Origin of the sequence: Streptomyces sp. NPDC048185, assembly GCF_043202495.1 — a bacterium.
Classification (GTDB): Bacteria; Actinomycetota; Actinomycetes; order Streptomycetales; family Streptomycetaceae; genus Streptomyces.
In genome coordinates this window covers 525544-547647 of sequence record NZ_JBIDAN010000004.1, presented here as the reverse complement: position 1 = coordinate 547647, position 22104 = coordinate 525544, and the positions used below count along the sequence as shown (strand labels likewise).

15 protein-coding genes are annotated in these 22104 nt (G+C 73.9%); 5 read left to right on the top strand and 10 right to left on the bottom strand.

Annotated features, from left to right (window positions below; translation table 11 throughout):
• Positions 1-41 precede the first annotated feature (41 nt).
• The 4 genes from ACGF3H_RS15890 to ACGF3H_RS15875 form a co-directional block, all read right to left on the bottom strand.
• Positions 42-2600, bottom strand: a complete 2559-nt coding sequence (locus ACGF3H_RS15890) for a family 78 glycoside hydrolase catalytic domain (protein ID WP_362497197.1) — start codon at positions 2598-2600, stop codon at positions 42-44.
• On the bottom strand, positions 2597-3964 hold the full coding sequence (locus ACGF3H_RS15885; RefSeq protein WP_362497194.1) for a four-carbon acid sugar kinase family protein: 1368 nt from the start codon (positions 3962-3964) through the stop codon (positions 2597-2599). The genes ACGF3H_RS15890 and ACGF3H_RS15885 overlap by 4 nt, the downstream gene beginning before the upstream one ends.
• Positions 3965-4128: 164 nt before the next feature.
• Positions 4129-5394 (bottom strand): RuBisCO large subunit C-terminal-like domain-containing protein, encoded by a 1266-nt coding sequence (locus ACGF3H_RS15880; protein ID WP_362497192.1) that lies wholly within the window; start codon positions 5392-5394, stop codon positions 4129-4131.
• A gap of 30 nt (positions 5395-5424) precedes the next feature.
• A complete protein-coding gene (locus ACGF3H_RS15875; protein WP_362497190.1) occupies positions 5425-6435 on the bottom strand; it encodes an alcohol dehydrogenase catalytic domain-containing protein in 1011 nt (336 codons plus the stop codon).
• Between the two features lie 236 nt (positions 6436-6671).
• On the opposite strand from ACGF3H_RS15875, the gene ACGF3H_RS15870 reads away from it, so the two are divergent.
• The 4 genes from ACGF3H_RS15870 to ACGF3H_RS15855 are packed head-to-tail and all read left to right on the top strand — an operon-like array spanning position 6672 to position 12811.
• Positions 6672-8393, top strand: coding sequence for a hypothetical protein (locus ACGF3H_RS15870; protein ID WP_362497187.1), 1722 nt, complete (start codon positions 6672-6674; stop codon positions 8391-8393).
• The gene (locus ACGF3H_RS15865) at positions 8390-9796 is read left to right on the top strand and encodes a glycoside hydrolase family 28 protein (protein WP_362497184.1); all 1407 of its coding nucleotides are present in this window, start codon (positions 8390-8392) and stop codon (positions 9794-9796) included. The genes ACGF3H_RS15870 and ACGF3H_RS15865 overlap by 4 nt, the downstream gene beginning before the upstream one ends.
• Complete coding sequence (locus ACGF3H_RS15860) at positions 9796-11142, top strand: glycoside hydrolase family 28 protein (protein WP_362497181.1); 1347 nt, start codon at positions 9796-9798, stop codon at positions 11140-11142. The genes ACGF3H_RS15865 and ACGF3H_RS15860 overlap by 1 nt, the downstream gene beginning before the upstream one ends.
• Entirely contained in the window at positions 11123-12811 is a 1689-nt protein-coding gene (locus ACGF3H_RS15855; protein WP_362497178.1) for an acyltransferase, read from the top strand. Before ACGF3H_RS15860 ends, ACGF3H_RS15855 begins: the two co-directional genes overlap by 20 nt.
• Here ACGF3H_RS15855 and ACGF3H_RS15850 read toward each other — a convergent pair.
• The gene (locus ACGF3H_RS15850) at positions 12757-14817 is read right to left on the bottom strand and encodes a hypothetical protein (RefSeq protein ID WP_362497175.1); all 2061 of its coding nucleotides are present in this window, start codon (positions 14815-14817) and stop codon (positions 12757-12759) included. The genes ACGF3H_RS15855 and ACGF3H_RS15850 overlap by 55 nt on opposite strands.
• A 148-nt stretch (positions 14818-14965) precedes the next feature.
• Between ACGF3H_RS15850 and ACGF3H_RS15845 the strand changes: the two genes are divergently transcribed.
• Positions 14966-16459 (top strand): extracellular solute-binding protein, encoded by a 1494-nt coding sequence (locus tag ACGF3H_RS15845; RefSeq protein ID WP_362497172.1) that lies wholly within the window; start codon positions 14966-14968, stop codon positions 16457-16459.
• Position 16460: 1 nt separating this feature from the next.
• On the opposite strand, the gene ACGF3H_RS15840 is transcribed toward ACGF3H_RS15845, so the two are convergent.
• Genes ACGF3H_RS15840 through ACGF3H_RS15820 form a run of 5 tightly spaced genes read right to left on the bottom strand, consistent with a single transcriptional unit; the run spans position 16461 to position 22099 of the window.
• Positions 16461-17447, bottom strand: a complete 987-nt coding sequence (locus ACGF3H_RS15840) for a DUF5605 domain-containing protein (protein WP_362497170.1) — start codon at positions 17445-17447, stop codon at positions 16461-16463.
• A complete protein-coding gene (locus ACGF3H_RS15835) occupies positions 17444-18865 on the bottom strand; it encodes a DUF5060 domain-containing protein (RefSeq protein WP_393587442.1) in 1422 nt (473 codons plus the stop codon). The genes ACGF3H_RS15840 and ACGF3H_RS15835 overlap by 4 nt, the downstream gene beginning before the upstream one ends.
• Positions 18862-19989, bottom strand: coding sequence for a sialidase family protein (locus tag ACGF3H_RS15830; protein WP_362497166.1), 1128 nt, complete (start codon positions 19987-19989; stop codon positions 18862-18864). The genes ACGF3H_RS15835 and ACGF3H_RS15830 overlap by 4 nt, the downstream gene beginning before the upstream one ends.
• A complete protein-coding gene (locus ACGF3H_RS15825) occupies positions 19986-21038 on the bottom strand; it encodes an oligopeptide/dipeptide ABC transporter ATP-binding protein (protein WP_362497164.1) in 1053 nt (350 codons plus the stop codon). Before ACGF3H_RS15825 ends, ACGF3H_RS15830 begins: the two co-directional genes overlap by 4 nt.
• A complete protein-coding gene (locus ACGF3H_RS15820; RefSeq protein WP_362497162.1) occupies positions 21035-22099 on the bottom strand; it encodes an ABC transporter ATP-binding protein in 1065 nt (354 codons plus the stop codon). The genes ACGF3H_RS15825 and ACGF3H_RS15820 overlap by 4 nt, the downstream gene beginning before the upstream one ends.
• Between the last annotated feature and the right edge of the window lie 5 nt (positions 22100-22104).

Here is a 22104-nt window from a genome sequence, read left to right as displayed (position 1 = left end):
TCCTTCTTTCCAGGTCTCTGTGGTGCGGTGTTCCGGGCGGCTCACTCGCGACGCGACCAGTCGCCGGGGACCGTGAACTCCCAGGTGCCGGGCGGGACGTCGCGTACGTCGCGGCCGCCGTCCGGCAGGGGCAGCTCCACGCGCGAGGGTGCGCCGGGCGGCAGGGCCACGGTCAGCCGGAAGGTGTCGGGGCCCCGGTGCCAGGTCGCGCCGGCCCGCCCGCGCGGCGTCTCGTACCAGGCACCGGCCCAGTCGAGGTCGCCCACCGGGGCGGGCCGGACGACGATGCGGTCGTAGGCGGCGGAGCCCTCGGCCTGTCGCAGGCCCGCCAGGGAAGCGGTGAGCCACTCGGCGGCGGCGCCGAGCATGAAGTGGTTCTGCGAGGATCCGCGGGTGGGGCCGTCCCAGCGCTCCGTCAGGGCCGTGGCCCCGTGGGCGAGCTGGTACCCGTAGCTGGGACTGTCCGTGCGGCTGAGGACGTCCCACACCACGTCGTCGCGGCCGTGCGCGGACAGGACGCGCAACAGTGCGGGCAGGGCGATCTCACCGACGGTGACGTGGTCGTTCTCCGCGCGGATCGCCGCGACCAGGTGCGCCAGCACGGCCGGCCGCTGCGCGGCGGGGACCGCGCCCGCCTCCAGGGCGAGCGCGTCGCAGGCCTGGCTGCCGCTGCCGTAGGTGCGGGCCGCCGGGTCGAAGAACTCGGCGTGGAAGGCCGCCGAGATCCGGCGGGCGAGCCGCCGGTGCGCGACGGCGTCGCCCGTGCGGCCGATCGCCTCGGCGATGTCGCCGAGTGCCGCGGCGATGCGGTGGTGGGCGTAGGTCGCGGTGACGGCCTTGGGCGTGGAGTCGTCGAGGGCGATCCAGTCGCCCAGGCCGTGGCGCAGCAGCAGTCCGTCGTCGGAACGGGAGTGGAGGTGCTCGAGGTAGCGCAGCATGTCCGGGTAGTGGGCGCGCAGGGTCGCCGTGTCGCCGTACGTGCGGTACAGGTGCCAGGGGGCGAGGACGAGGGCGCCGCCCCAGTTCGGGTCGTCGCGGAACTTGTCCTCGAAGACGGTGTACTCGGGGGCGATGCCCGGCACGAGTCCCGACCCGGTCTGCGCGTCGGACATGTCGCGCACGAGTTTGCGGTAGTGGGCGGCCACGTCGTAACCGCCGGCCACGGCGGGGAAGACCAGGTGGGTCTGTTCCAGCCAGCCGAGCTTCTCCCGGTGCGGGCAGTCCGTGAGGACGCTGAACATGTTGCCCTGGACGGCGCGGTCGATGAGCCGGTGGATGCCGTTCAGCAGGCCGGAGGAGCAGCTGAAGCCGCCCGCGCGGGCGTTGGCGGCGCGCATCACCTCGCCGCGCACGGTGTCGGGGGCGGGCGGGCCGGGCAAGTGCTCGACCTGGAGGTAGCGGAAGCCGTGGTAGACGGTCGCCGGGGCCCATTCCTCGCCCCGCGGGTCGCCCCGCAGGGTGTAGCGGTCGTAGCAGGGGCTGCCGGTGAAGCGCTGGTTCACCGTGCCGTCGGGCGCGAGGAGTTCGGCGGGGCGGATCACGACGGAGGCCCCTGCGGGACCCGTGACCTTCAGACGCGGGCGTCCGGCGATGTTCACGCCGAGGTCGAAGACGTGCACCCCGGGGCGCGGTTCGCTCATGGAGACCGGGGTGACGGTGTCGACGACCTCGACGGGCGGATGGGTACGGGCGGTCAGCCGCACGCCGTCGAGCGGTGCGGGCACGGCGGCGTGCCAGGCCCGGCGGTCGTGGCCGGGGCTGTTCCAGCCGGCCGGTGCGAGACGCGCGTCGTGCTCCTCGCCGCCGAACCAGGCGGACAGCGTGACGGGTCCCTCGGCGGTGCGCCAGGTCGGGTCGGTGACGAGCGTGGTGGACGAGCCGTCCGCGTGGACGGCGTGCAGGAGCGCGCGCACGCGGGGCCGGCCGTGGTCGACCTGCAGTTTGGCGTAGCGTCCGGGCACCCGGGGGGCGTGGGCGATGCCGTTGCCGAGGCTCAGCCCCACGGTGTTGTCGCCCGCGCGCAGCGCGTCGGTGATGTCGTACGTGGCGTACAGGAGGCGCTTGTCGTAGGCGGAGTAGCCCGGTTCGAGGAGGGCGGGGCCCGCGGCGGCACCGTTGACGGTGGCCTCGTAGGTGCCGAGGGCGGTGGCGTACAGGCGGGCCGTGACGGGGGCGTGCGGCAGGCGGAAGTCCCTCGCCAGCAGGGGCAGCCGGGAGGCCGGCTCGTCCTGCCGTGCCGTGATCCACTGGGCTCCGGCCCAGTCGGACTCCGTGGGCAGGCCCGTCTCCCAGGTGGCGGCGGTGCTCCACGGCGTGGGCCGGTCGTCGCACCAGATCCGCACCCGCCACCAGACGCGCTGCCGGGCTCCGGGCGGCTTGCCGCCGAAGCGGATGCCCGTGGTGCGGGTGCCGGCGACGCGTCCGCTGTCCCAGAGGTCGCAGGCGCCGGAGTCGAGGAGCGCGGAGCCGGTGGCCGCCTGGACCTGGTAGGCCTGTTGCCGCCCGTCGCCGGACCGCCAGGACAGGTCGGGGTGCTGGTCGTCGATGCCGATCGGGTCGGTGAGGTGGGCGGTGCGCAGGGTGTGCGGTGCGGTGGTCACGTCCCGGGCTCCCTGAGGGGGTCGGTGGGGGTGTCGGTGGTGCCGGTCCGTCCGGTGACCCGGTCGAAGAGGTCGACCGGGCCCGCCTGCCCGCCCTTGAGGACGAGCGACAGGCCGTCGAGGGCCGGTTCGTCGCAGTGGAGGCGGCACAGGGCGGCGCCGGGGGCGAGCAGGAGGTCGATCTCCGCGCTGCGGGCGCCCAGCCGGCGCACCACTCGGCCGGCCGTGTCCCCGCCCGCCACGACCACGCGGCGCACCCCGGCGTCGGTGACGGCGGTGCGGACGGCGTGCGCGAGGGTGTCCCCGAGCGTGTGGAGGGGGTCCGCGCCGGGTGTGCCGCCGGGGCCCGTCGGCAGCGCGTGGACGACGACGCCGGGTGCCGGGCCGTCCAGGGCGCGCAGCACCGCGTCCCGCAGCCGGGCCGACACGGCGGGCGAGGTGTCGCAGCCGCGGTCCGGGTCCACGGGGACGGGCACCGTCCGCCATCCGTGGCGTGCGGCGTGGCGGAGCTGGGCGCCGGTCCGGGCGGCCCGGCTGCCCGCGACGACGATCGCCCGGCCGGGCTCCGGCAGGCGGTAGGGCACCGTCGTCCCGGTGCCGGCGAGCACCTGGCCGACCGCGAGGCTCAGTCCGCCGGAGCCGAGCGCGTACCCGGGGGCCGTCCCGCAGGTGAGGAGCAGCCGGGCCGCGTACCGTGCGTGTTCGCGCGTCAGGGCGTCGAGGACGACGACTGAGGGGCCGGCGGCGGTCATGGCCTCGTAGCGCGACCGCGCCTGGGGGAACGGCAGTCCGTAGGCCCGCAGGTCGAAGGAGGCGACGGGCAGAGCCGTCTGCGCGGCCAGGTGCAGCCGCAGGTCCGACTCGCCCATGGGGGTGACGGGGTGGCGGGACATCGTGGGCTGCCGGTCGAGGCGGTGCACGCGCCCGTCGTCGTCCTGGGCGAAGTGGTGGCCGAAGGCCGTGTAGCGCCCGAGGTCCGGCTGGGCGGCCAGGACCGGTACGGCCGTGGTGCCGAAGACCTCCCGGCCGAGTTCCGCCGCGCGTCCCAGGCTGCCCCGGTGGGGTGACGAGTCGGCGGTCGAGCACATCTTGTACTGCACGAACGCGGCCCCGGTGTCCCGCAGCCGCTCCAGCGCGGGCCCGACCTCGTCGGCCATGCGGGCGGTGGGCAGCGAGCGGGCGACTCCGGCGGTGCCGATCACGTCGTACGCGCGCGGGTCGCCGGCGTCGGCGGGTGTCCCGGGACCGAGGTCGTACCGGTCCGGCGTGCGGTCCCCGAACAGCAGCAGACCGCGCAGTCCGGCCCGGTGGAACTGGGCGAGGGCGTCCGTGGAGCCGGTGACGTCGTCACCGTAGAAGGCCACGCGGGGGCCTGCCGGCCCGGTGGGGCGCCCGGTCAGCCCGGTGCGGGGGCCTGCCGGCCCGGTGGGGGCGCCGGCCGGCCCGGTGTGGTGCCCTGTCGGACCTGTACGGGCGCGTGCCGGACCCCTGCCCCCGCCCGCGTCCGCCCGGCCCCCGCCGCGGTCCGTCATGCCCGCCCTCCTCCGAAGTGCTCCAGGGCACGCGCGAGGTGCCGGTCCCGGGCGGCCCGTTCCGTCAGGGGCTCGCCCTCGGCGGCCGCCCGCCACGCCGCCCGCATCGCCGCGACCCCTGCCGCGGGACCCTCCGGGTGGGCGTGGATGCCGCCGCCCGCGAGGACCAGCAGGTCGGTGGTGCCGGTGAGGTCCAGGGTGCGGTGGGCCAGTCCCGGCCACTGCCCCGAGGACAGCACGGGCAGCGCCTCGTACCCCCCGAGGAACGGCTCACGCAGCGCCCGTACCGAGGCGACGACGTCCTCGTCGCTCTCGTAGAACTTGCTCGCGATGCCCCCGACGTGCAGCTGGTCGACGCCGGCGAGGCGGGCGAGTTTCTGGAAGACCAGCGGCCCGATGCCGATCTGCGGGCTGCGCAGCAGCGCGCCGCTCATGGCCCGGTGGCCGTGGACGGGCAGAGCGGCCCGCTCCCGCAGGTGCGCGACGCCCGCCAGGCCCACCGTCTGCACGCACACCATGACGCAGGTGCCGCCCGCGGCGAGCACGAGGTCGTGGTTGGCCTCGAGGCGTCCGATGTCGTCGGTGATGTTGACGGCGTACATGGTGCGGCGCCCGGTGCGGTCGGCGGCCCTGTCGAGTTCCTCCGTCACCACGGCCACGCGTTCGCGCAGCGGGGCGTGCGGCGGGTTGCCGGTCAGCTCGTCGTCCTTGATGAAGTCGATCCCGGAAGCGGCGAGTTCGCGCACCAGGAGGCGCAGCGCGTCGAGCCCGAGGCCCACTCCCGGCTTGATGATGGTGCCGATCAGGGCGCCGTCGGGCGCGCCCGTCAGACGGCGGGTGCCCTCCACGCCGAAGGCGGGGCCGGGGTAGCGCGCGGCGAAGGCGGCGGGCAGTGCGAGGTCGACGAGACGTACGGCGGCGAGTTCGCGGAGTTCGAAGAGGTTGCCGGCGACGGCGGCGAGCAGGTTCGGCAGTGAGGGGCCGAAGTTGTGCAGCGGGAAGGCGATCCGGACCCGCGCGCGGTGCGGACGCGTACTGGAGCCGGGCGGCCGGGCCGCGCCGGGCAGCGGCGGGCCGGTGCCGTCGGGCAGTTCGGTCACGTCCAGGACCGTCGCGCCGAACCGGCCGCGCAGCGCGTCGCTCTCGCCGGGCACCCGCACGAAGGTGCCCGTGGACTGCTCGTTCGCCAGCACCTCGGCGGCCCGCAGCGGCGGCAGCCAGCTCTCGATGTCGTACGCGGCCACGACCTGTTCGCCTGTCATGCCTTCCTCACTCCTGTCGGGGCCCGGTGCTCAGCGCGCCGGGTCCAGGAAGAACTTCAGGACGTCGCTGCCCTGGTCGAGCGCCTCGAAGGCCGACTGGGCCGCCGTCAGCGGCGCCGGTTCGCCCTCGGTCAGCGGGCGGACGTCGAGTTCGCGGCGTCCGACGGCGTCCGCCGCCGCGCGGAAGTCGCCCGGCCCGTACAGGGAGGAGCCCTTGATCCGCACCTCCTTGAGCACCAGCGGGTTCAGTCCGGACCGCACCGGGCCGGCGAACATCGGCAGCACCACGACGGTGCCGCGCGGCCGGCACAGGGCGAGGGCCTCGTCCAGGCAGCCGGGGTGGCCGGACGCGACGACGACCGCGTCGAAGGCGTCGGTCCGCCCGGCCCCGGCGACCGTGCCGGTCCGCGCGTTCACCGTGCGGCACCCCGTCGTCCGGGCGACGAGCCTCAGGGCCTGCTCCCGTACGTCGCTGACGAGCAGCTCCCCCGCTCCGTGCAGCCGCGCCACCGCCGCCGTGAGATGACCGACGGCGCCCGCGCCGAGCACGGCCAGGCGGGTGCCGTGGCGCACGCCCGCCGCGCGGACGGTGTGCCAGGCCACCGCGGTGGGTTCGACCAGAGCGCCCCGCGCGTACGGCAGGTCGTCGGCGAGCGGCACCAGGGCGTGCTCCGGTACCGCCACGTACCGGCTCAGCAGTCCCGGCAAGCCGGCGCCGGGCAGCCGCCGGTGCGCGCACAGGTGCGCCAGCCCCTGCTCGCAGCGCCCGCACCGCCGGCAGGACACCAGCGGCAGGACGGCCACCCGCGTACCGGCCGGCACCGAGCCGCCCGCCGCGGCGCGCACCACCCGGCCCGCCCCTTCGTGGCCGAGGACCACCGGGGGTGCGCGGAAGGGGTGGCCGCCGCGGAACGCCGCCAGGTCGCTGCCGCAGAGGCCCACCGCCCGCATCTCGACAAGTGCCTCACCGTCGCCGGGCCGCGGAACGGCGCACTCCTCGATCTCGATCCTGGCGACCTGTCTCAGTACGGCCGTGCGCATCAGCCCTCCGATCGCGTCACCCGCTCCCGCCTCGCGGGGCTGGCATGCCACCCGTCCGTGGGGATGACGGGAACCGTAAGACTCCCGGAGGAGCGCGTCAACACCCCCTGCTTCACTCGTCAGATGGCCATGTCCTGCGCATTCTCCCCCTCTTGACGCCCCTCACCACCGCGCTTAGCGTTCTCGTCGTTCACCCGCATCACTGCCCCTTCGGACTCCGAGACGGCGTGACACACATGACTGGCATACCAGCAACCCTCCTTCTGGAAGAGCGGGCCGGACTGGCGATGAACGCGGTCGCGGGTCTGGCCGACGACGGTCTCGACGGCATTCCCTTCTTCGGTGCCGACCTGCTCGCCGATCCCGCGGAACTGCGCCACGGCGACTGGGACTACGGATCGAGCCACGGACGGCTCACCGACGCCTGCGTCCTGGCCCGCCACATGACCGGCACGTCGTCGTGGACCGACGTCGAGGCCCGGTACAAGAAGACGCTGCTCTCCCTCATCGGCGAGGACGGCCTCACCCGGCGCCGCCGGCATCCGCGCGGGCACTGGGAGCCCCACGCCAACCTCATCGACCAGCGCGCCACGCTGCTCGCGCTGACCAGCTGGTACCAGGACGGCGGTGACGGGGAGGCGGCCGAGGCGGCCGACCGGCTCGTGGCCGCGCTGCACCGGATCGCGGTCAAGGAGCGCGACGTCTGGTACTTCCCCGCCTCCGAGTACACGGACCGGGGCTGGCCCTCGGCGAACGCCGTGCAGCTGCACCTGGCCCCGGACCCGGCGTCGTTCTGCGGGCGGCTCATCATGCCGCTGCTGCGCTGGCACCGGCTGAGCGGCAACGAGCAGGCGTGGGAGCTGTGCGGCTGGTTCGCCCGGCTGATCACCGAGTACAGCGGGGTGTTCCTGCCGGACGGCTCGTTCAACCCGGCGCTCGCCTACCGCAGCGGTCACTTCCACACCCGACTCGGCACGCTGGACGGGCTGGCCAGGTACGCGGTGGCCGCGGGCGATCACGCCCTGACCGAGTTCGTGCGCCGCAGCTTCGACTGGGCGCTCGGCCAGTGCACGGCCTTCGGCTGGACACCGGGTGACCTCGCCGGGCAGCGATTCGAGCACGAGACCTGCTCCCTCGTCGACCTCATCGCCATCGCCGGCACGCTCGCCGGCGCGGGACACCGGGCCTACTGGCAGGTGCTGGAGCGCTTCCTGCGCGGACACCTCACCTCCTCCCAGCTCCTGGACGTCTCGTGGGTCCGCTCCGCGCCCGACCGCGGCGGCGACGAGCCCGGCTGGATCACCCGCCACCGGGTCGGCGAGCGGCTGCGCGGCGCGTTCGCCGGGTACGGCGCCCCCAACGACTACGTGTCGGACGCCGTGCTCGGCCGGGGCCACACCGCGGACGTCCAGGCGTGCTGCGTGGGTTCGGGGGTGCGCGGCCTGTTCACCGGCTGGACCCTCGCGGTGACCGGCGACGAGCGGCTCGTCCGGGTGAACCTGCTGCTCAACCGCGGCAGCGCGTTCGTGGACGTCCTCAGCCACCTCCCGCACACCGGACGCGTCGACCTCGACATCCGCCAGGACTGCCGCGAGCTGCGCCTGCGCGTACCCGAGTGGGCCGGCTACGCCCACGTGCGCGTCACCCGCACCGCCCCCGGCCGCCCCGAGCGCACGCACCACGGCGACGAGGCCGGCCTGTGGGCGTCCGACGGCACCCTCGCCGTGGCCGCGCCGCGCGCCGGGGAGCGCGTCACCGTCACGTTCCCGCTGCCCGAGACCGTCACCGACGAGAACGCCGCCGGACGCGTCTACCGCGTGCGCTGGCGTGGCGACGACGTCATCGGCATCGAACCGGAAGGCAGGATCCGCCCCATGTACCCGACCCGCACACCCGCTCCGCAGGCCCCCCTGCGCGAACACACCCTGCACGTGCCCGCCGAGGAGTGGTCCTGGTGAGCGCGCCCGGCCGTCGTACCTTCCTCGCCGCGGCCGGTGTCGCCGCGGCCCACGTGGCGGGCACCGCCGCCGCACGCGCGGACGAGTCCGCCGTGCCCGATGCCCAGCGCCGCGCCGCCCGCATCCTCGCCGGGGTGCACGCACCGCGCTTCCCCCGCCGGCGCGTCCTGATCACCGAGCACGGGGCGGTCGGGGACGGTGTGCACGACTGCACCGAGGCCGTCCGCTCGGCCGTCGAGGCGTGTGCGCGGGCGGGCGGCGGGCGCGTGGTCGTACCGCCCGGCGAGTGGCTGACGGGGGCCGTGCACCTGCGCGACCGGATCGACCTCCACCTGGAGGAGGGCGCCACGCTGCGCTTCCGCCAGGACCCGGCCGCCTATCTGCCGGCGGTCTACACCCGTTACGAGGGCATCGAGTGCTTCAACTACTCGCCCTTCGTGTACGCGTACGACTGTCACACCGTGGCCGTCACGGGACGGGGAGTCCTCGACGGGCAGGCCGACGCGACACACTGGTGGCACTGGACGAAGGGAGCCGACGGCGGGCCCGCGCCCCAGACGCCGGACATCCAGCAGCTCATCGCCTGGGGAGAGGCGGGCGTGCCGGTGGCCGAGCGCGAGTTCGGCGCGGGGCACCATCTGCGGCCCAACCTGATCCAGTTCTACCGCTGCCGCGACGTCCTGATCGAAGGCGTCACCGTCCGCAACTCCCCGATGTGGAACATCCACCCGGTGCTCTGCCGGAACGTCACCGTGCGCGGGGTCACGGTCGACAGCCCGGTCGGCCCCAACAACGACGGCATCGACCCCGAGTCCTGCTCCTACGTCCTCATCCAGGACTGCGTGTTCGACACGGGCGACGACTGCGTCGCGTTCAAGGCGGGCAAGAACGCCGACGGGCGGCGCGTCGGCGTGCCCATGCAGCACGCCCTGGTCGAGCGGTGCGAGATGCGTGACGGGCACGGTGGCGTCACCATCGGCAGCGAGACGTCCGGCGGAATCTCGGACATCGTCGCCCGGGACTGCCGCATGGACAGCCCGCGCCTCGACCGGGCCGTCCGCATCAAGTCCAACCCCCTGCGCGGCGGTTACGTCCGCGACGTCCTGTGTCACGACATCACGGTCGGCGAGGTCGGGGACGCGGTCGTGGAGATCGCCCTGAACTACGAGCGTCTGGAGACGGGCGACTTCTACCCCGACGTACGCGGCATCGAGGTGCACCGGCTCACCACGCGTTCGGGTCCGCGCGCCTGGACCCTGATCGGCAACGACACCAACCCGATCCGTGACGTGCTGCTGAGCGACTGCGCCTTCGACGGGATGACGGGGCCGAACGAGCAGCGCGACGTGGAGGGACTGGTCCTGCGACACGTCACGATCAACGGCGAGGAGGTCACGGCCTGATGGACGCCCCGGACAGAGCCGGCCCGGCCGGGGCCGCCGGTCCCTGGGCCGAGGCCGACGCCGTCGTCGCCCGTGTGGTGCCGCCCCGGTTCGCCGACCGCACCTTCCCCGTCACCCGGTTCGGGGCGCGCGGCGACGCCCGGACCGACTGCACGCTCGCCCTGCGCCGTGCCGTCGTCGCCTGCCACACGGCGGGCGGCGGGCGCGTCACCGTCCCGCCCGGCGTCTACCTCACCGGTCCGGTGCGGCTGCTCAGCCACGTCGAACTGCACCTCGAAGAGGGCGCGGTGCTGCGCTTCAGCCAGGACCCGGCCCGGTACCTCCCGCCCGTGCTCACCCGTTTCCAGGGCGTCGAGTGCTACGGCTACTCACCGTTCGTCTACGCCCGTGACCAGCGCGAGATCGCGATCACCGGCCGCGGCGTCCTGGACGGCCAGGCCGACGAGGAGCACTGGTGGCCGTGGGCGGGACAGGCCGAGTTCGGCTGGCGCCCCGGGACGCGCCACCAGGAGGAGGACTGGCCGCAGCTGTGGCGGCAGGCCGAGGACGGTGACCCGGTCGAGCAGCGGGTGTACGCCGACGGCCGGCGTTTCCGCCCCAACTTCGTCGAGTTCCAGCGCTGTCACGGTGTCCTCGTCGAGGGGGTGACGATCGTCCGCTCCCCGATGTGGGAGATCCATCCCGTGCTGTGCAGCAATGTCCTCGTCCAGGACGTCACGATCGACAGCATCGGCCCCAACAACGACGGCATCGACCCCGAGTCCTGCCGCGACGTGGTGATCCGGCGCTGCGACATCACCGCCGGGGACGACTGCATCGCCATCAAGTCGGGGCGGGAGGCCGACGGGCGCCGCGTCGCGACACCGAGCGAGAACATCGTCGTCGAGGACTGCGCGCTGCGCCACCGCTACGGGGCGATCACCCTGGGCAGCGACATGACCGGAGGCATCCGCAACGTGTACGTGCGCCGCTGCCGCATCGGCGGCCCCGGTCTCTACTTCGGGCTGTACATCAAGACGAACTCCGTCCGGGGCGGCTTCGCCGAGAACATCCACCTCGCGGACCTGACGGTCACCCATCTGACCAAGGAGTTCATCACGTGCGACTTCCACCGGGGCGAGGGTGACACCGGCGCGTACCCGCCACGGGTGAGCGGCATCAGCGTCAGCCGTGCCACCGTGGGGCGTGCGCGCCGGGCGGTGCTGGCCCGCGGGTACGCGCACGCGCCGATCCGGGAACTGCGGCTGGACGACGTTCATTTCGGCACCCTGACGGACGAGGACGTCGTCGAGTGCGTGGACGGGTTCGTGAGGGAGAGGGTGACCGGTGGGTCCGGTGGACGGTGAGACGCGGCCGGGGCGGTTCGACCACTGCCCGTGGGAGTTCTGGAGCAGGAGCGACGACGCCCAGCGGGCCGCCCAGCTGGACCATCAGGCCGCGCTCGCGCGGCAGGCGCGGGCGAGCGGCGGCACGGCGGAGTTCGGCGAGCGGGTGTTCGTGTCGCCGTGGGCGGGCGTCCACACCGACGAGCTCCGGCTGGGCGACCGCTCGTACATCGGTGCCCACGCCGTGGTCACCGACGAGGTCCGCCTGGGCCGTGACTGCACCCTGAACCCCTTCTCCACGGTGCGCGGCCGGGTGACGGCGGGGGACGGTGTACGGGTCGGCGCGCACACCTCGCTGCTCGGCTTCAACCACGGTTTCGGCCCCGGCGAGCCCGTCCACCGCCAGCCCCTCACCTCGCAGGGCATCGTCATCGGCGACGACGTGTGGATCGGCTCCCACGTCGTCGTCGTGGACGGGGTGACCATCGGCGACCACTGCGTCGTCGGGGCGGGATCGGTCGTCACGAAGGACCTGCCCGCCTGGTCGGTCGCCGCGGGCAACCCGGCCCGCCTGCTGCGGGACCGGCGGGACACGGCACCGCGCGGTGCACGGACCGCCGCTCCCCCCTCCGCGGCGCCCGGACTGGACGCCCGTCTCGAGCGCTTCGCGGAGCGTGCCCGGGAGCAGGCGCACGACGTGCTCGGGCGCTGCCGCTCGGACGACGCCTGGACCGACCGCCCCGGCGCCGCCCCCACGGTGCGGGCGACGTGCGACGCCGTGGAGATCGCGGACCTGCTGCTGGGCGGGCCGCCGCCGGGTGCGGACCGTGACGGGCTGGTCGGGCGCCTGCGCGCGTCGCAGGACCCCGCGACGGGGCTGGTGCCGGAGATCGGGCGGCGGTCGCCGTCCCTGGACGACGACGCGGCGATGTACCACATCCTCAGCGTCGGCTACGCGCTCGACCTGCTCGGCTCGCGCTTCGCCCACCCGGTGCGGGCCGTCACCGAACTGCCGGCGGCGCGGCTGGTGGAGCGGCTGGACGGGCTGCCGTGGCGCACCGCGGCGTGGCGCAGCGGGCACTGGGTGGACGGGGTGGCGACCGCGCTGCACCTCGCCGCCCCTGGTGTCTCCCCCGTGGCCTCGCCGCTGACCGAGGCCCTGTTCGGATGGCTGCTGACCCGGTCCGACCCGATGCACGGTCTGTGGGGCGCCCCGGACGCGAAGGAGGGCTGGCGGCAGCCCGTCAACGGCTTCTACCGGACGGTCCGCGGAACGTTCGCGCAGTTCGGGCTCCCCGTGCCGTATCCGGAGCGGGTCGTGGACACGGTGCTCACCCATGGCGGGGACCCGGCGTGGTTCGGCCCGGACCGGGGGACGGCCTGTGACGTCCTGGACGTCATCCATCCGCTGTGGTGGTGCGCCCGCCGCACGGACCACCGGGTCGCCGAGGGCCGGGACTGGGCACGGGCCCAGCTCGAGCGGGTGCTCGGGCGGTGGCAGGACGGGGCCGGCTTCTCCTTCGCGCTGGAGGCGGGCGACCGGCCGGACCGCGTCGCGGGGCTCCAGGGCACGGAGATGTGGCTGGCCGTCACCTGGCTGCTCGCCGACCACCTCGGGGCCGGCGAGGCGCTCGGCTACCGGCCGCGGGGCGTCCACCGGCCCGAGCCGGCCCGGGCGGGCACCGGCTGACCGGTCCGCTCGGCCCGCATGCGCAGGGCCTGCGACAGCACCTGGGCCGTCACCCAGGACGGGTTCCAGGTGTTGCTGGTCCCGCGTTCCTGCCAGTTGGTGGGGAAGAACCCCTCCGCCTGCTCACCGGGCTCGGCGAAGCCCCACTCCCCCGGCCGGGTGCAGATGCCCTGGCCGAAGGCGTGCAGGACCAGCTCGCCCAGCTCCCGGTAGACCGGCCGGTCCACGAGGTCTCCGAGGCGGGCGAGCTCGTACGCCGGGAAGAACACGTCCACGTGGTGGTTCTGGACGCTGACACCGGGCCAGCCGGTGACGGCGAAACCGTCCCGGAAGGGCGGGCTCCACTGGTAGACCCAGGTGAGCAGCCAGTCGGCGGCCTCCTGGGCCCTTTCGTGCCAGCGCCGCTTGCCGGTGAGCAGCAGGAGTTCGTAGGCACACAGGAAGTAGGCGATGCCGCCTTCCTTGTCCTCGCAGGCCGCGTCGAGGGTGGCGCGTGCGAAGGGCGTCGCGAAGTCCTGGGCGAACCGCCGGTGGTACTGGCCGGCCAGGGCCTCGGCGGTGCGGAGCAGCTCCGCCTCCCCCGTGACCCGGAAGGCCTTCAGCATGGCCAGCACGCAGGGCAGACCGGCGGCTCCGGGCTCGGTCGGCAGCGGCGTGCCGTCCGGGCGCCAGCCGAACGGGGGCGGGCCGCCGGCGCACGCCGCCCGCACTCCGTCGACGAGCGCCCGCACCCAGCCGTAGGGGACGGCGTGTCCGTGCTCCTGGAAGAGTCCGACGACGTCGGCGAGGTCGCCCAGGGTGTCGCCCAGGGCGCGGGCCGAGACGAACGGCCCGTCCTGTCCGGTGAACCCGGACCAGGCCCCGTCCCGCGTGGCGTAGAAGCTGAGGCGCAGCCCGGGTGAACCGGGCACGGTGCTGCCCCGCAGGAAGAAGTTGACGGCCCTGCGGCAGCGCTCGACGCGCCACGCCTCGCCGTGCTCGACGCCGAGGCGCGCGTCACACCAGGCGAGCTTGAGGCACTGGCCGGTCCATCCGTACATGAAGCCGGCGGTGTGCCCGGTGCCGGTGAACTTCAGGTAGCCGGCGGCCCCGCCGGAGTCGTACCAGCGCCGGTCCAGGGCGGCCGTCTTGAGCCGCACGATCTCGTCCAGGGGCAGGGGGCGCGCACCGCGCGGCCGGTACAGGCCGAGGCCCCGGTGCACCAGGGCCCGGAAGCCGTGTCCGGGGCGGGCGGGGCGTCCCCAGTCCAGAACGTGGTGACCGCGGAACTCCTCACCCGGCAGCAGGTCCAGGTAACCCTCGGCGCGGGGAGCGGTGCGTCCCTTGTGCACGTACGCCGTGTCGGGTTCCCCGTTGAACAGCAGCGCACCGCTGAGGCCGAGCAGCGTCACTCCCCCGGCGCCGCGCACCGCGCCGAGGGAGCCGGAGCCGGGCCGGGCGGTGTAGAGGGTGGCGTACCGGGGCTCCTTGCCGGTGCGCCACTCCGCGTGCGCGCAGGGCACGGGCAGCCTGTGGTCCTCGACGACGAGGCCGCCGTCCCGGCCCGCCGTCAGGCGCGGGACCGTGCGTGCCGGGTCGGCGGACGGGTTGCCCCGGTACAGGACCTGGGGCAGGGTGACCGACTCGGGCGCCCGGGCCGGCAGCGGCAGGGCGAGGCCCAGTACGGCGTCCGCGCACTCGGTGTCCCCGGTGTTGCGCCAGGTGGTCCGCAGGTGCAGCAGGTCGTCGGCGAAGGACAGGTCGAGGTCCACCTCCAGACCGGGCAGTCCGGCGAGGCCGCAGCGCGCCCGCAGGCCGGTCCCGGTGCGCGAGAGCGACCAGGTGCGCAGGCCGGGCCGGGCGGGTGCCCAGGGCCGCCCCGTGGACGCGACGAACAGGTCGTCCAGCGGCACCCGGAGGCTCGTGTCGCCCTCGGGCGCGGCATGCCCCAGGACCAGGCGGGGCGCACCGCGGCGGCTCCGGTCGACCAGTTCCGCGTACCTGTCTCCGCTGCCGATTCGGAACATTTGCAACTCCCATCTCTATAGCGGGTGTTGACCGCACTCGATGTCAGCGGAACCATTGTGGCATTCGCCTGGCATACCAGTGGCGTTCCTCACCGATTTCCCTGCCGCGATCGCCGGCGACCCCCCTCTGAAGGAGAGGCACACCCGTATGACCGCACACCCGCAGAGCAGCGAACCCCAGCCGTCGTCCGCACCGAGCCGCCGGAAGTTCGTCGCCGCCTCGGCGGCCGTGGGCGCGGCGGCGCTGACCGGCGCGTCCCTCGCCGCATCCGCTCCCGCCCAGGCCCGTACGACCGCCGGCCGGACGGCGAGCGCCCGGACGGCGGGGGCCACGTGCACCACCATCCCCAACAAGTACGACCAGCCGTTCGAGGTCTGCGACGACGAGCTGTTCGTCTTCATGGCCAACTACAAGCCGTTCGAGAACCCCGGCTTCTTCGACAAGGTCATCGGGGACGCGCTGCGCGCCGCCTTCCCCGGACTCAAGATCAAGGCCGTGACCTGGGACTACCCGATCCGCTACGAGGACCTCGACAAGGCCGGCGTCGTCCCCGACATCGTCATCGAGGACCCCCGCAGGCGCATCGACCGCGATCTGGAGCCGCGGGGCTGGCTGCGCGACCTCACCGACGACATCCGCACCGCCGGCATCGACCTGGGATCGCTCGACCCGGCCGCCGTCGCGCAGGTCAGAGCCCGCTCGGACGGCGGGCTGTACGGAGTGCCGCTGTTCGTGGACGAGTTCGTGCTGTTCCACAACAAGAAGATCTTCGACATGAAGGGGCTGAGGCCGCCGGCGAACGGTGTCACGTACGACGAGGCGTTCCGCCTCGCCAAGAAGCTGACCTTCGAGCAGGACCTGGTCGCCTACAAGGGCTATCTGCAGCACCCGGACCTCTACCTGGAGTTCAACCAGCTGGGGCTGTACCCGTTCGTGCCCGGCGGGAGCGAGAACCCGGCGCCCGAGGACGTGAAGGTGAACATCACCTCGGCGGGCTGGCAGCGCCTCGGTGCCAACATGGAACGCTTCCTGCTCCACCCGCACAACATCTTCACCAGCGTCGACGAGTACCTGACCAGCGGACACGTGGCCATGGCCGTCGACAGCCTCTGGAAGCTCAACGCCTATGCGCTGAGCCCTCTCTACCTCCAGGAGGACGACGCCGAGGAGTGGCGCGAGCTGGCGAAGGGGGTCGAACTGGGCGTCACGTCCGTGCCGGTCCTCGGCAGGGGCGACAACGCGGTGTACCAGCCGAACACGATGGCCGCGTTCCTGCCGCCGCAGTCGAGGAAGAAGGCTCAGGCGCTCCAGGTCCTCAAGTGGCTGGTGTCGCAGGAGGGGCAGGTCGAGCTCTCCCGGCACGGCATGAAGCCCGCGCTGCGCTCGCGCGCCGTCGAGTCGGCGTTCGGTGCCGCGATCCCGGAGCTGAAGGGGATCGACACCTCGGGCGTGTTCTGGGGCGACAACGCCCTCCTCACGGACTACGAGAACACCGAGTACTGGGACCTGCCCCTGTACAAGGTGTTCCGGCAGCACGTCCTGCGCGACGGCCTGCGGGTCTCCTCCGCGCTCCAGGTCACCGAGACCGTGGACATCCCCGCGTACATCAAGGCCCAGGTCGAGGCGGGCTTCGACTGGTGACTCACCGCCTGCGGAGCCGTACCGCGAGGTACGGCTCCGCGGGCAGCTCGACGACGGCGCCGGTGCCGCACGCGTCGTGCAGCGTCCGGACCGTCATGTTCCAGGTGTCGAGGAGCTCCACGCGCCAGGTGCCGGCCGGCAGGTCGAAGGGGCGCCGGGGATAGCGGTGCGGGCCCAGGTACTGCAGGACGTACTCGCCGGGCGCCTCCAGGGTCGAGGCGTCGTAGGTCTCCGGGGTGTGCGCCAGGCCGGGCGGGGCCGCCTCCAACACAGCGCGCAGGAAGGCCACGCGCCGCACCGCGGTGCCGGCGAGGCGCCCGCCGCCCCCGCTCCAGGGCCGGGGGCCCCACGACTCGGCGTGCGCGGCGTAGCCGCCGCGGCACACCGCCTCCCAGATCCGGGAGACCAGTTCCCGTCCCGGCAGCGCGCGCTCGGGGTCGTCCGGGTCGTCCCCCTCGGCACCGCAGTCGTCGACGAGGACGGGTTTGCACAGGTCCTGGACCAGGCGGGACACGGCCCGGGTCTGGGGGTGGCACACGGAGGCGTGCGTGATCCAGGGCGCGCCGAAGTCGGTGCCCGGCGGGCCGTGCACGGTGAGCGGGTGGTGGCCGTGGTCGTGTTCCTGGATGTCGGTCTGCGCCTCCGGGTCGGGCGGGGCGCACCACCAGACGTGGGGCTGACCGGCGAGCCGGGTGACGGTCTCGGGGATGTCGCGCCCGTGGAGCATGACCTCCGCCTGCACGCCCAGTCCCCCGAGCGCCCGGACCTGGTGCTCGAGCCGGTCCAGCGGGAGCGTGGCGTCCAGGATGCGCACCTTGGTGAAGGGCGAGCCCGCCAGCGTCCGCAGCGTCGCCTCGTCGGCCTGCGGAACGCTGGTGGTCCAGGGGTGGAAGGGTGCGCCGTCGGCGTGCCGGAAGCGGGTGCCGTGCACACGGACGGGCCCGCGGGCCGGAGCCGTCGCCGTAGGCGTCTGCGGGTTCGGTGTCATGTCGCCTTCCGGATGCGCAGTGCCAGGTCCGGGCGGTGGTCCAGCGGCACGCGGACCGTGCCGTCCCGCGGCGGGCCGGGCAGAGGGGTCACCGTCATGTTCCAGGTGTCGATCAGGTCGAGGCCGAAGGGGCCGCCGTCCTCCGGCAGGGGCACGTCGCGGTGGCGGTGGCACCGGTCACCGAAGTAGACGAACACGTCGCCGGGGGACTCCTCCCACAGCCGGCGCAGGAACGCGATGCGGGACGTGACCTCGCCGTGCAGCCGTCCGCCCCGGGAGATCCAGGCCGAGTCGTCCTCGTCCCGCCCGGGATAGCACTCGCCGTGGCCGACGTAGGCGCCGGCGGTCATGCCGTGCCAGAACTGCCGCAGCAGCGCACGGCCCGTCAGATTGCCCCAGCGGCGGCCGAGGATCCCCTCGTAGCCGATCTCGTCGATCACCACCGGCTTCGCGACCCGTTCGAGCCACGCCGGGGCCAGTTCGGCGTCCCAGTGCTGGACGGACTGGTGGGTGGTCCAGGCGGTGCGGAAGTCGTAGATCCGTTCGTACTCGTACATGCGGGTGCCGTTGTGGATGGACCTCAGGTGCTGGTACGGGTCCGACCGCTGCACGTACTGTCCGATGCGGTCCCAGTCCTCGACCGTCTTGGCGGTGTTGAAGTCGTACTCGTTGGCGATCGACCACCACACGTTGCGGTAGGCGGCGAGGCGTGCGACGACGTGGCGGACGAGGAACAGGTCCTCGTCCCGGCTCATGTCGTCCACGCCCCAGTGGCCCTGGTCGTAGGGGTGGAAGAGGATGACGTCCGCCTCGACGCCCAGGTCCCGCAGATCGCGTACCCGCCGCTCGAAGTGGGCGAAGAACGCCGGGTCGAAGCGGGTCGTGTCCAGGCGGCCGGGCCGGGGCGGCCCCGGGGCGGTGCCCGGGAAGGGGAGGCGGGGCGGGTTCATCGCGCGGGTCGGCAGCAGGCACATGCGGACCTTGTTGAAGGGGGACGCGGCGAGCGTGCGCAGCGTGCGCTCCTCCAGTTCCTCGTCCTCGTCGTGGGTCCAGTGGTAGCAGGTGGTGCCGAAGGGCAGGTACGGCGTGCCGTCGGCGTACCGGAAGGCGTGTGGACCCGCGACCCGGACCGGGCCGTGGTTGCCCGGCCCGGGCGGTGTGCAGGTGAAGCCGCCCTCCACCGCGTCCAGTGCGGGCGCGGTGGAACGCGTGGTGTACGTCCACTCGCCCTCCCGGTCCGGCATGAACCGCACCCGGTGGACGCCGTCGCCGGCGTAGAAGCCGTCGGCGTGCACCACGCGGTGACCGTGACGGAAGTCGGCGCCGAACGCGACATCCTGGTAGGGGTTGCCGTCCTCGGGGCCGCGCAGCGTCAGTTCGAAGGTGCCCCATCGTTCCACGGGTGCGCCGGGGGTCACGGGCGGGCCTGCCTGACCCAGTCCTCCGTCACCGTCATGTGCTTGATCGTCTTGCGGAGGAAGGAGTAGGCGATGTGCAGCGCGCCGTCGCGCCGGCCCTGCAGGACGCACGGGTAGGAGTAGCCGTACTCGTTGTCCCAGTACTCGTCGTCGGCCCTCTGCAGGTCGCGCCGCCAGGGCCAGGTGCGTCCGTCGTCGTCGGACAGGGCCAGCGTGAGCGGGGTGCGCAGTGCCTTCTTGCGGCGTCCGGCGCCCTTCCCGACCCAGCGGTACTCGCCGCGTTCCAGGCTCGCGTGGTTGTAGATCAGCGCCAGCGCGCCGCTGCGCAGCCTGGTGAGCTGGACGGCCGAGTTGTTGTTGGGCAGTTCGGTCGGGACCGGCCGGCTCCAGGTCCGGCCGGCGTCGGTGGACACCACGGCGTGCACGCGGTCGGCCGCGCGGCTGCGCAGCAGGCCGAGCAGCGAGCCGTCGAGCCGGCGGACGGTGGTCAGCTGGACCAGGTGATCGCTCCCCTCGAGGTCGTACTCCTGCCAGCCGGCGCCCTCGTCCTGGCTGATGAGCACCGTGCTGTGCTCCGCGCCGGGACGGCAGCGGTAGGCGGGGAGCAGCCAGGAACCGTCACCGGGGTCGATGGGCGGGTTGCGGACGAAGACGCCCGGGCCGTCGTGGGCGACGTGCGGCGCGCTCCAGGTGCGGCCCCCGTCGCCGGAGGTGCGGGCGACCAGACGCGCCGTCGTCTGGTCGTGCGGCTCGTTCGAGGGGTGCAGGAGCCACACGGTCCCGTCGGGCCGCTGCGCGAGGACGGGGTTCTGTTCCGCGCGGTCCGGGTCGGCGGACAGCGCGACGGGGTCCGTCCAGCGGTCCGTGCCCAGCGGCAGCCGGGACAGGACGACGTTGGTGTCGCGGTCGCCCTCCTCTGGTCCGTTGAACCAGGCGCACAGCAGGTCGCCGTCGTCGAGTTCGAGAAGGCTCGCGGCGTGGCTGTCGCCCGGGTGCGGGGCGGGCAGCAGTGCCTCCCGGACGGCGGGGTCGCCCGCGCGGGTGCGCAGGACGCCGTCGAACCGCGGGTCGTGCCCCGCCGGACCGCCCTCCGCCCGGCCGCTCCCGGATGTCCGTTCGTTCATGTTCCGTCGACTCCCTTCAGTTCCAGTTCTCCGGCGAAGTGGCAGGCCGCCGTCCGGCCCGGCGCGATCTGCCGCAGGGCGGGCACCTCGGTGCGGCAGCGGTCGCGCGCGTAGAAGCAGCGCGGGTGGAACGGGCAGCCCGGGGGCACGGCGGAGGCGTCGGCCACCTCACCGCGCAGCACCACGCGCTCCCGTCGCCGGGCCCACGGGTCGGGGTCGGGCACGGCGGACAGCAGTGCCTCGGTGTAGGGGTGCAGCGGCCGGCCGTACAGGTCGCCGGTGGCCCCCGTCTCCACGACCCGGCCCACGTACATGACCGCGATCTCGTCGGCCATGTACTCCACGACGCCCAGGTCGTGCGAGATGAAGAGGTACGTCAGGTCGGACTCGTCCTGGAGGTCCTTGAGCAGGTTGAGGATCTGGGCCCGCACCGACACGTCGAGTGCGCTGACCGCCTCGTCGGCGACGACGAGGCGCGGCGCGAGCGCCAGGGCGCGGGCGATGCCGACGCGCTGACGCTGGCCGCCGCTGAAGGCGTTCGGGTAGCGCCGCAGGTACTCCGGGCGCAGACCGACGCGGCGCAGCAGCTCCGCGACCCGCTCCTCGGTCTCGGCGGCGGTGAGGCCCAGGTTGACGCGGAGCGGCTCGCCGACGATCTGCAGCAGGGTCATGCGCGGGTTGAGCGAGGCGAACGGGTCCTGGAAGACGAGGCGGATCTCGCTGCGGTACGGCTTCAGGGCCCGTTCGTCGAGCGCGGCGAGGTCGACCAGGGTGCCGTCGGCGCGGCGGTAGGAGATCTCGCCGGAGGTCGGCTCGAACACCCGCATGAGGCAGCGGCCCAGGGTGCTCTTGCCGCAGCCGGACTCGCCGACCAGGGCCACGGTGCCGCCGGCGGGCACGGTCAGGTCCACGCCGTCGACGGCGCGCACGTGTCCGACGGTGCGGCCCAGCAGCCCGCGGCGGATGGGGAAGTGCTTGGTCAGCCCGTGCGTCTGCAGCAGCGGTGACCGGGTGCGGGCGGCCTCGGCGGCCGGGGGCGGGGCGGTCATGCGGGGTCCTCCTCGTACAGCAGGCAGCTCACCGCCGCGGAACGGCCGGGAGCCCGCACCGGTGACGGGACCGTCACGTCGCAGCGGCCCGCCATGAACTCGTCGCAGCGCGGGTGGAAGGGGCAGCCGGGCGGTCGCCGGTAGGCATGGGGCACCATGCCCCGCACGGGGCGCAGGCGCTCGCGCGACCCGGAGCCCAGGGTGGGCACGGACCTCAGCAGCGCCTTCGTGTACGGGTGGCGCGGCGCGCGGAACACCTCCTCGACGGGGCCGTCCTCGACCACGGTGCCGAGGTACATCACGGCCACCCGGTCCGCCATCTGGGCGGCGACGCCGAGGTCGTGGGTGATGAGCATGACGGCCATCGAGGTCTCCTGCTGGAGGGAGCGCAGCAGGTCGAGGATCTGTACCTGGGTGGTCACGTCCAGGGCTGTCGTCGGTTCGTCGGCGATGAGCAGCTGGGGGCCGCAGGACAGGGCCATGGCGATCATGGCTCGCTGCAGCATCCCGCCGCTCATCTGGAACGGGTACTCGTCGATGCGCCGCTCGGGTGCGGGGATGCCGACGCGGCGCAGGAGCTCGACGGAGCGGGCGCGCGCCTCCTTCTTGTCCACGCCCTCGTGCAGCCGGACGGCTTCGCCGAGCTGGTTGCCGAGGGTGTGCATGGGGCTCATCGCGGCGATGGGCTCCTGGAAGACCATGGCGACCTTCCTGCCGCGCACGGTGCGCACGGCCGGCCCCTCGGCCGTCGCCATGTCGACGACCCCGTCGTCCGTGTGCACGCGGATGTGCCCGCCGGTGATCCTCCCCGGCTTGTCGATCAGGCGCAGGATCGAGCGGGCCATGACGCTCTTGCCGCATCCCGACTCCCCCACCACGGCGAGGACCTCGCCGCGCCGGACGGTCAGGTCGACGCCGTCCACGGCCCGGACCAGGCCGTCGTCCGTCCGGAACTGCGTGTGCAGGCCCTCCACTTCGAGGAGCGGGCGGTCGGCGACCGGCGTGCCGCCCTTGGTGGGGCCGGACCGCTCCCCACCGCCCGCGCTGTCCACTGAGTCCACGCGAA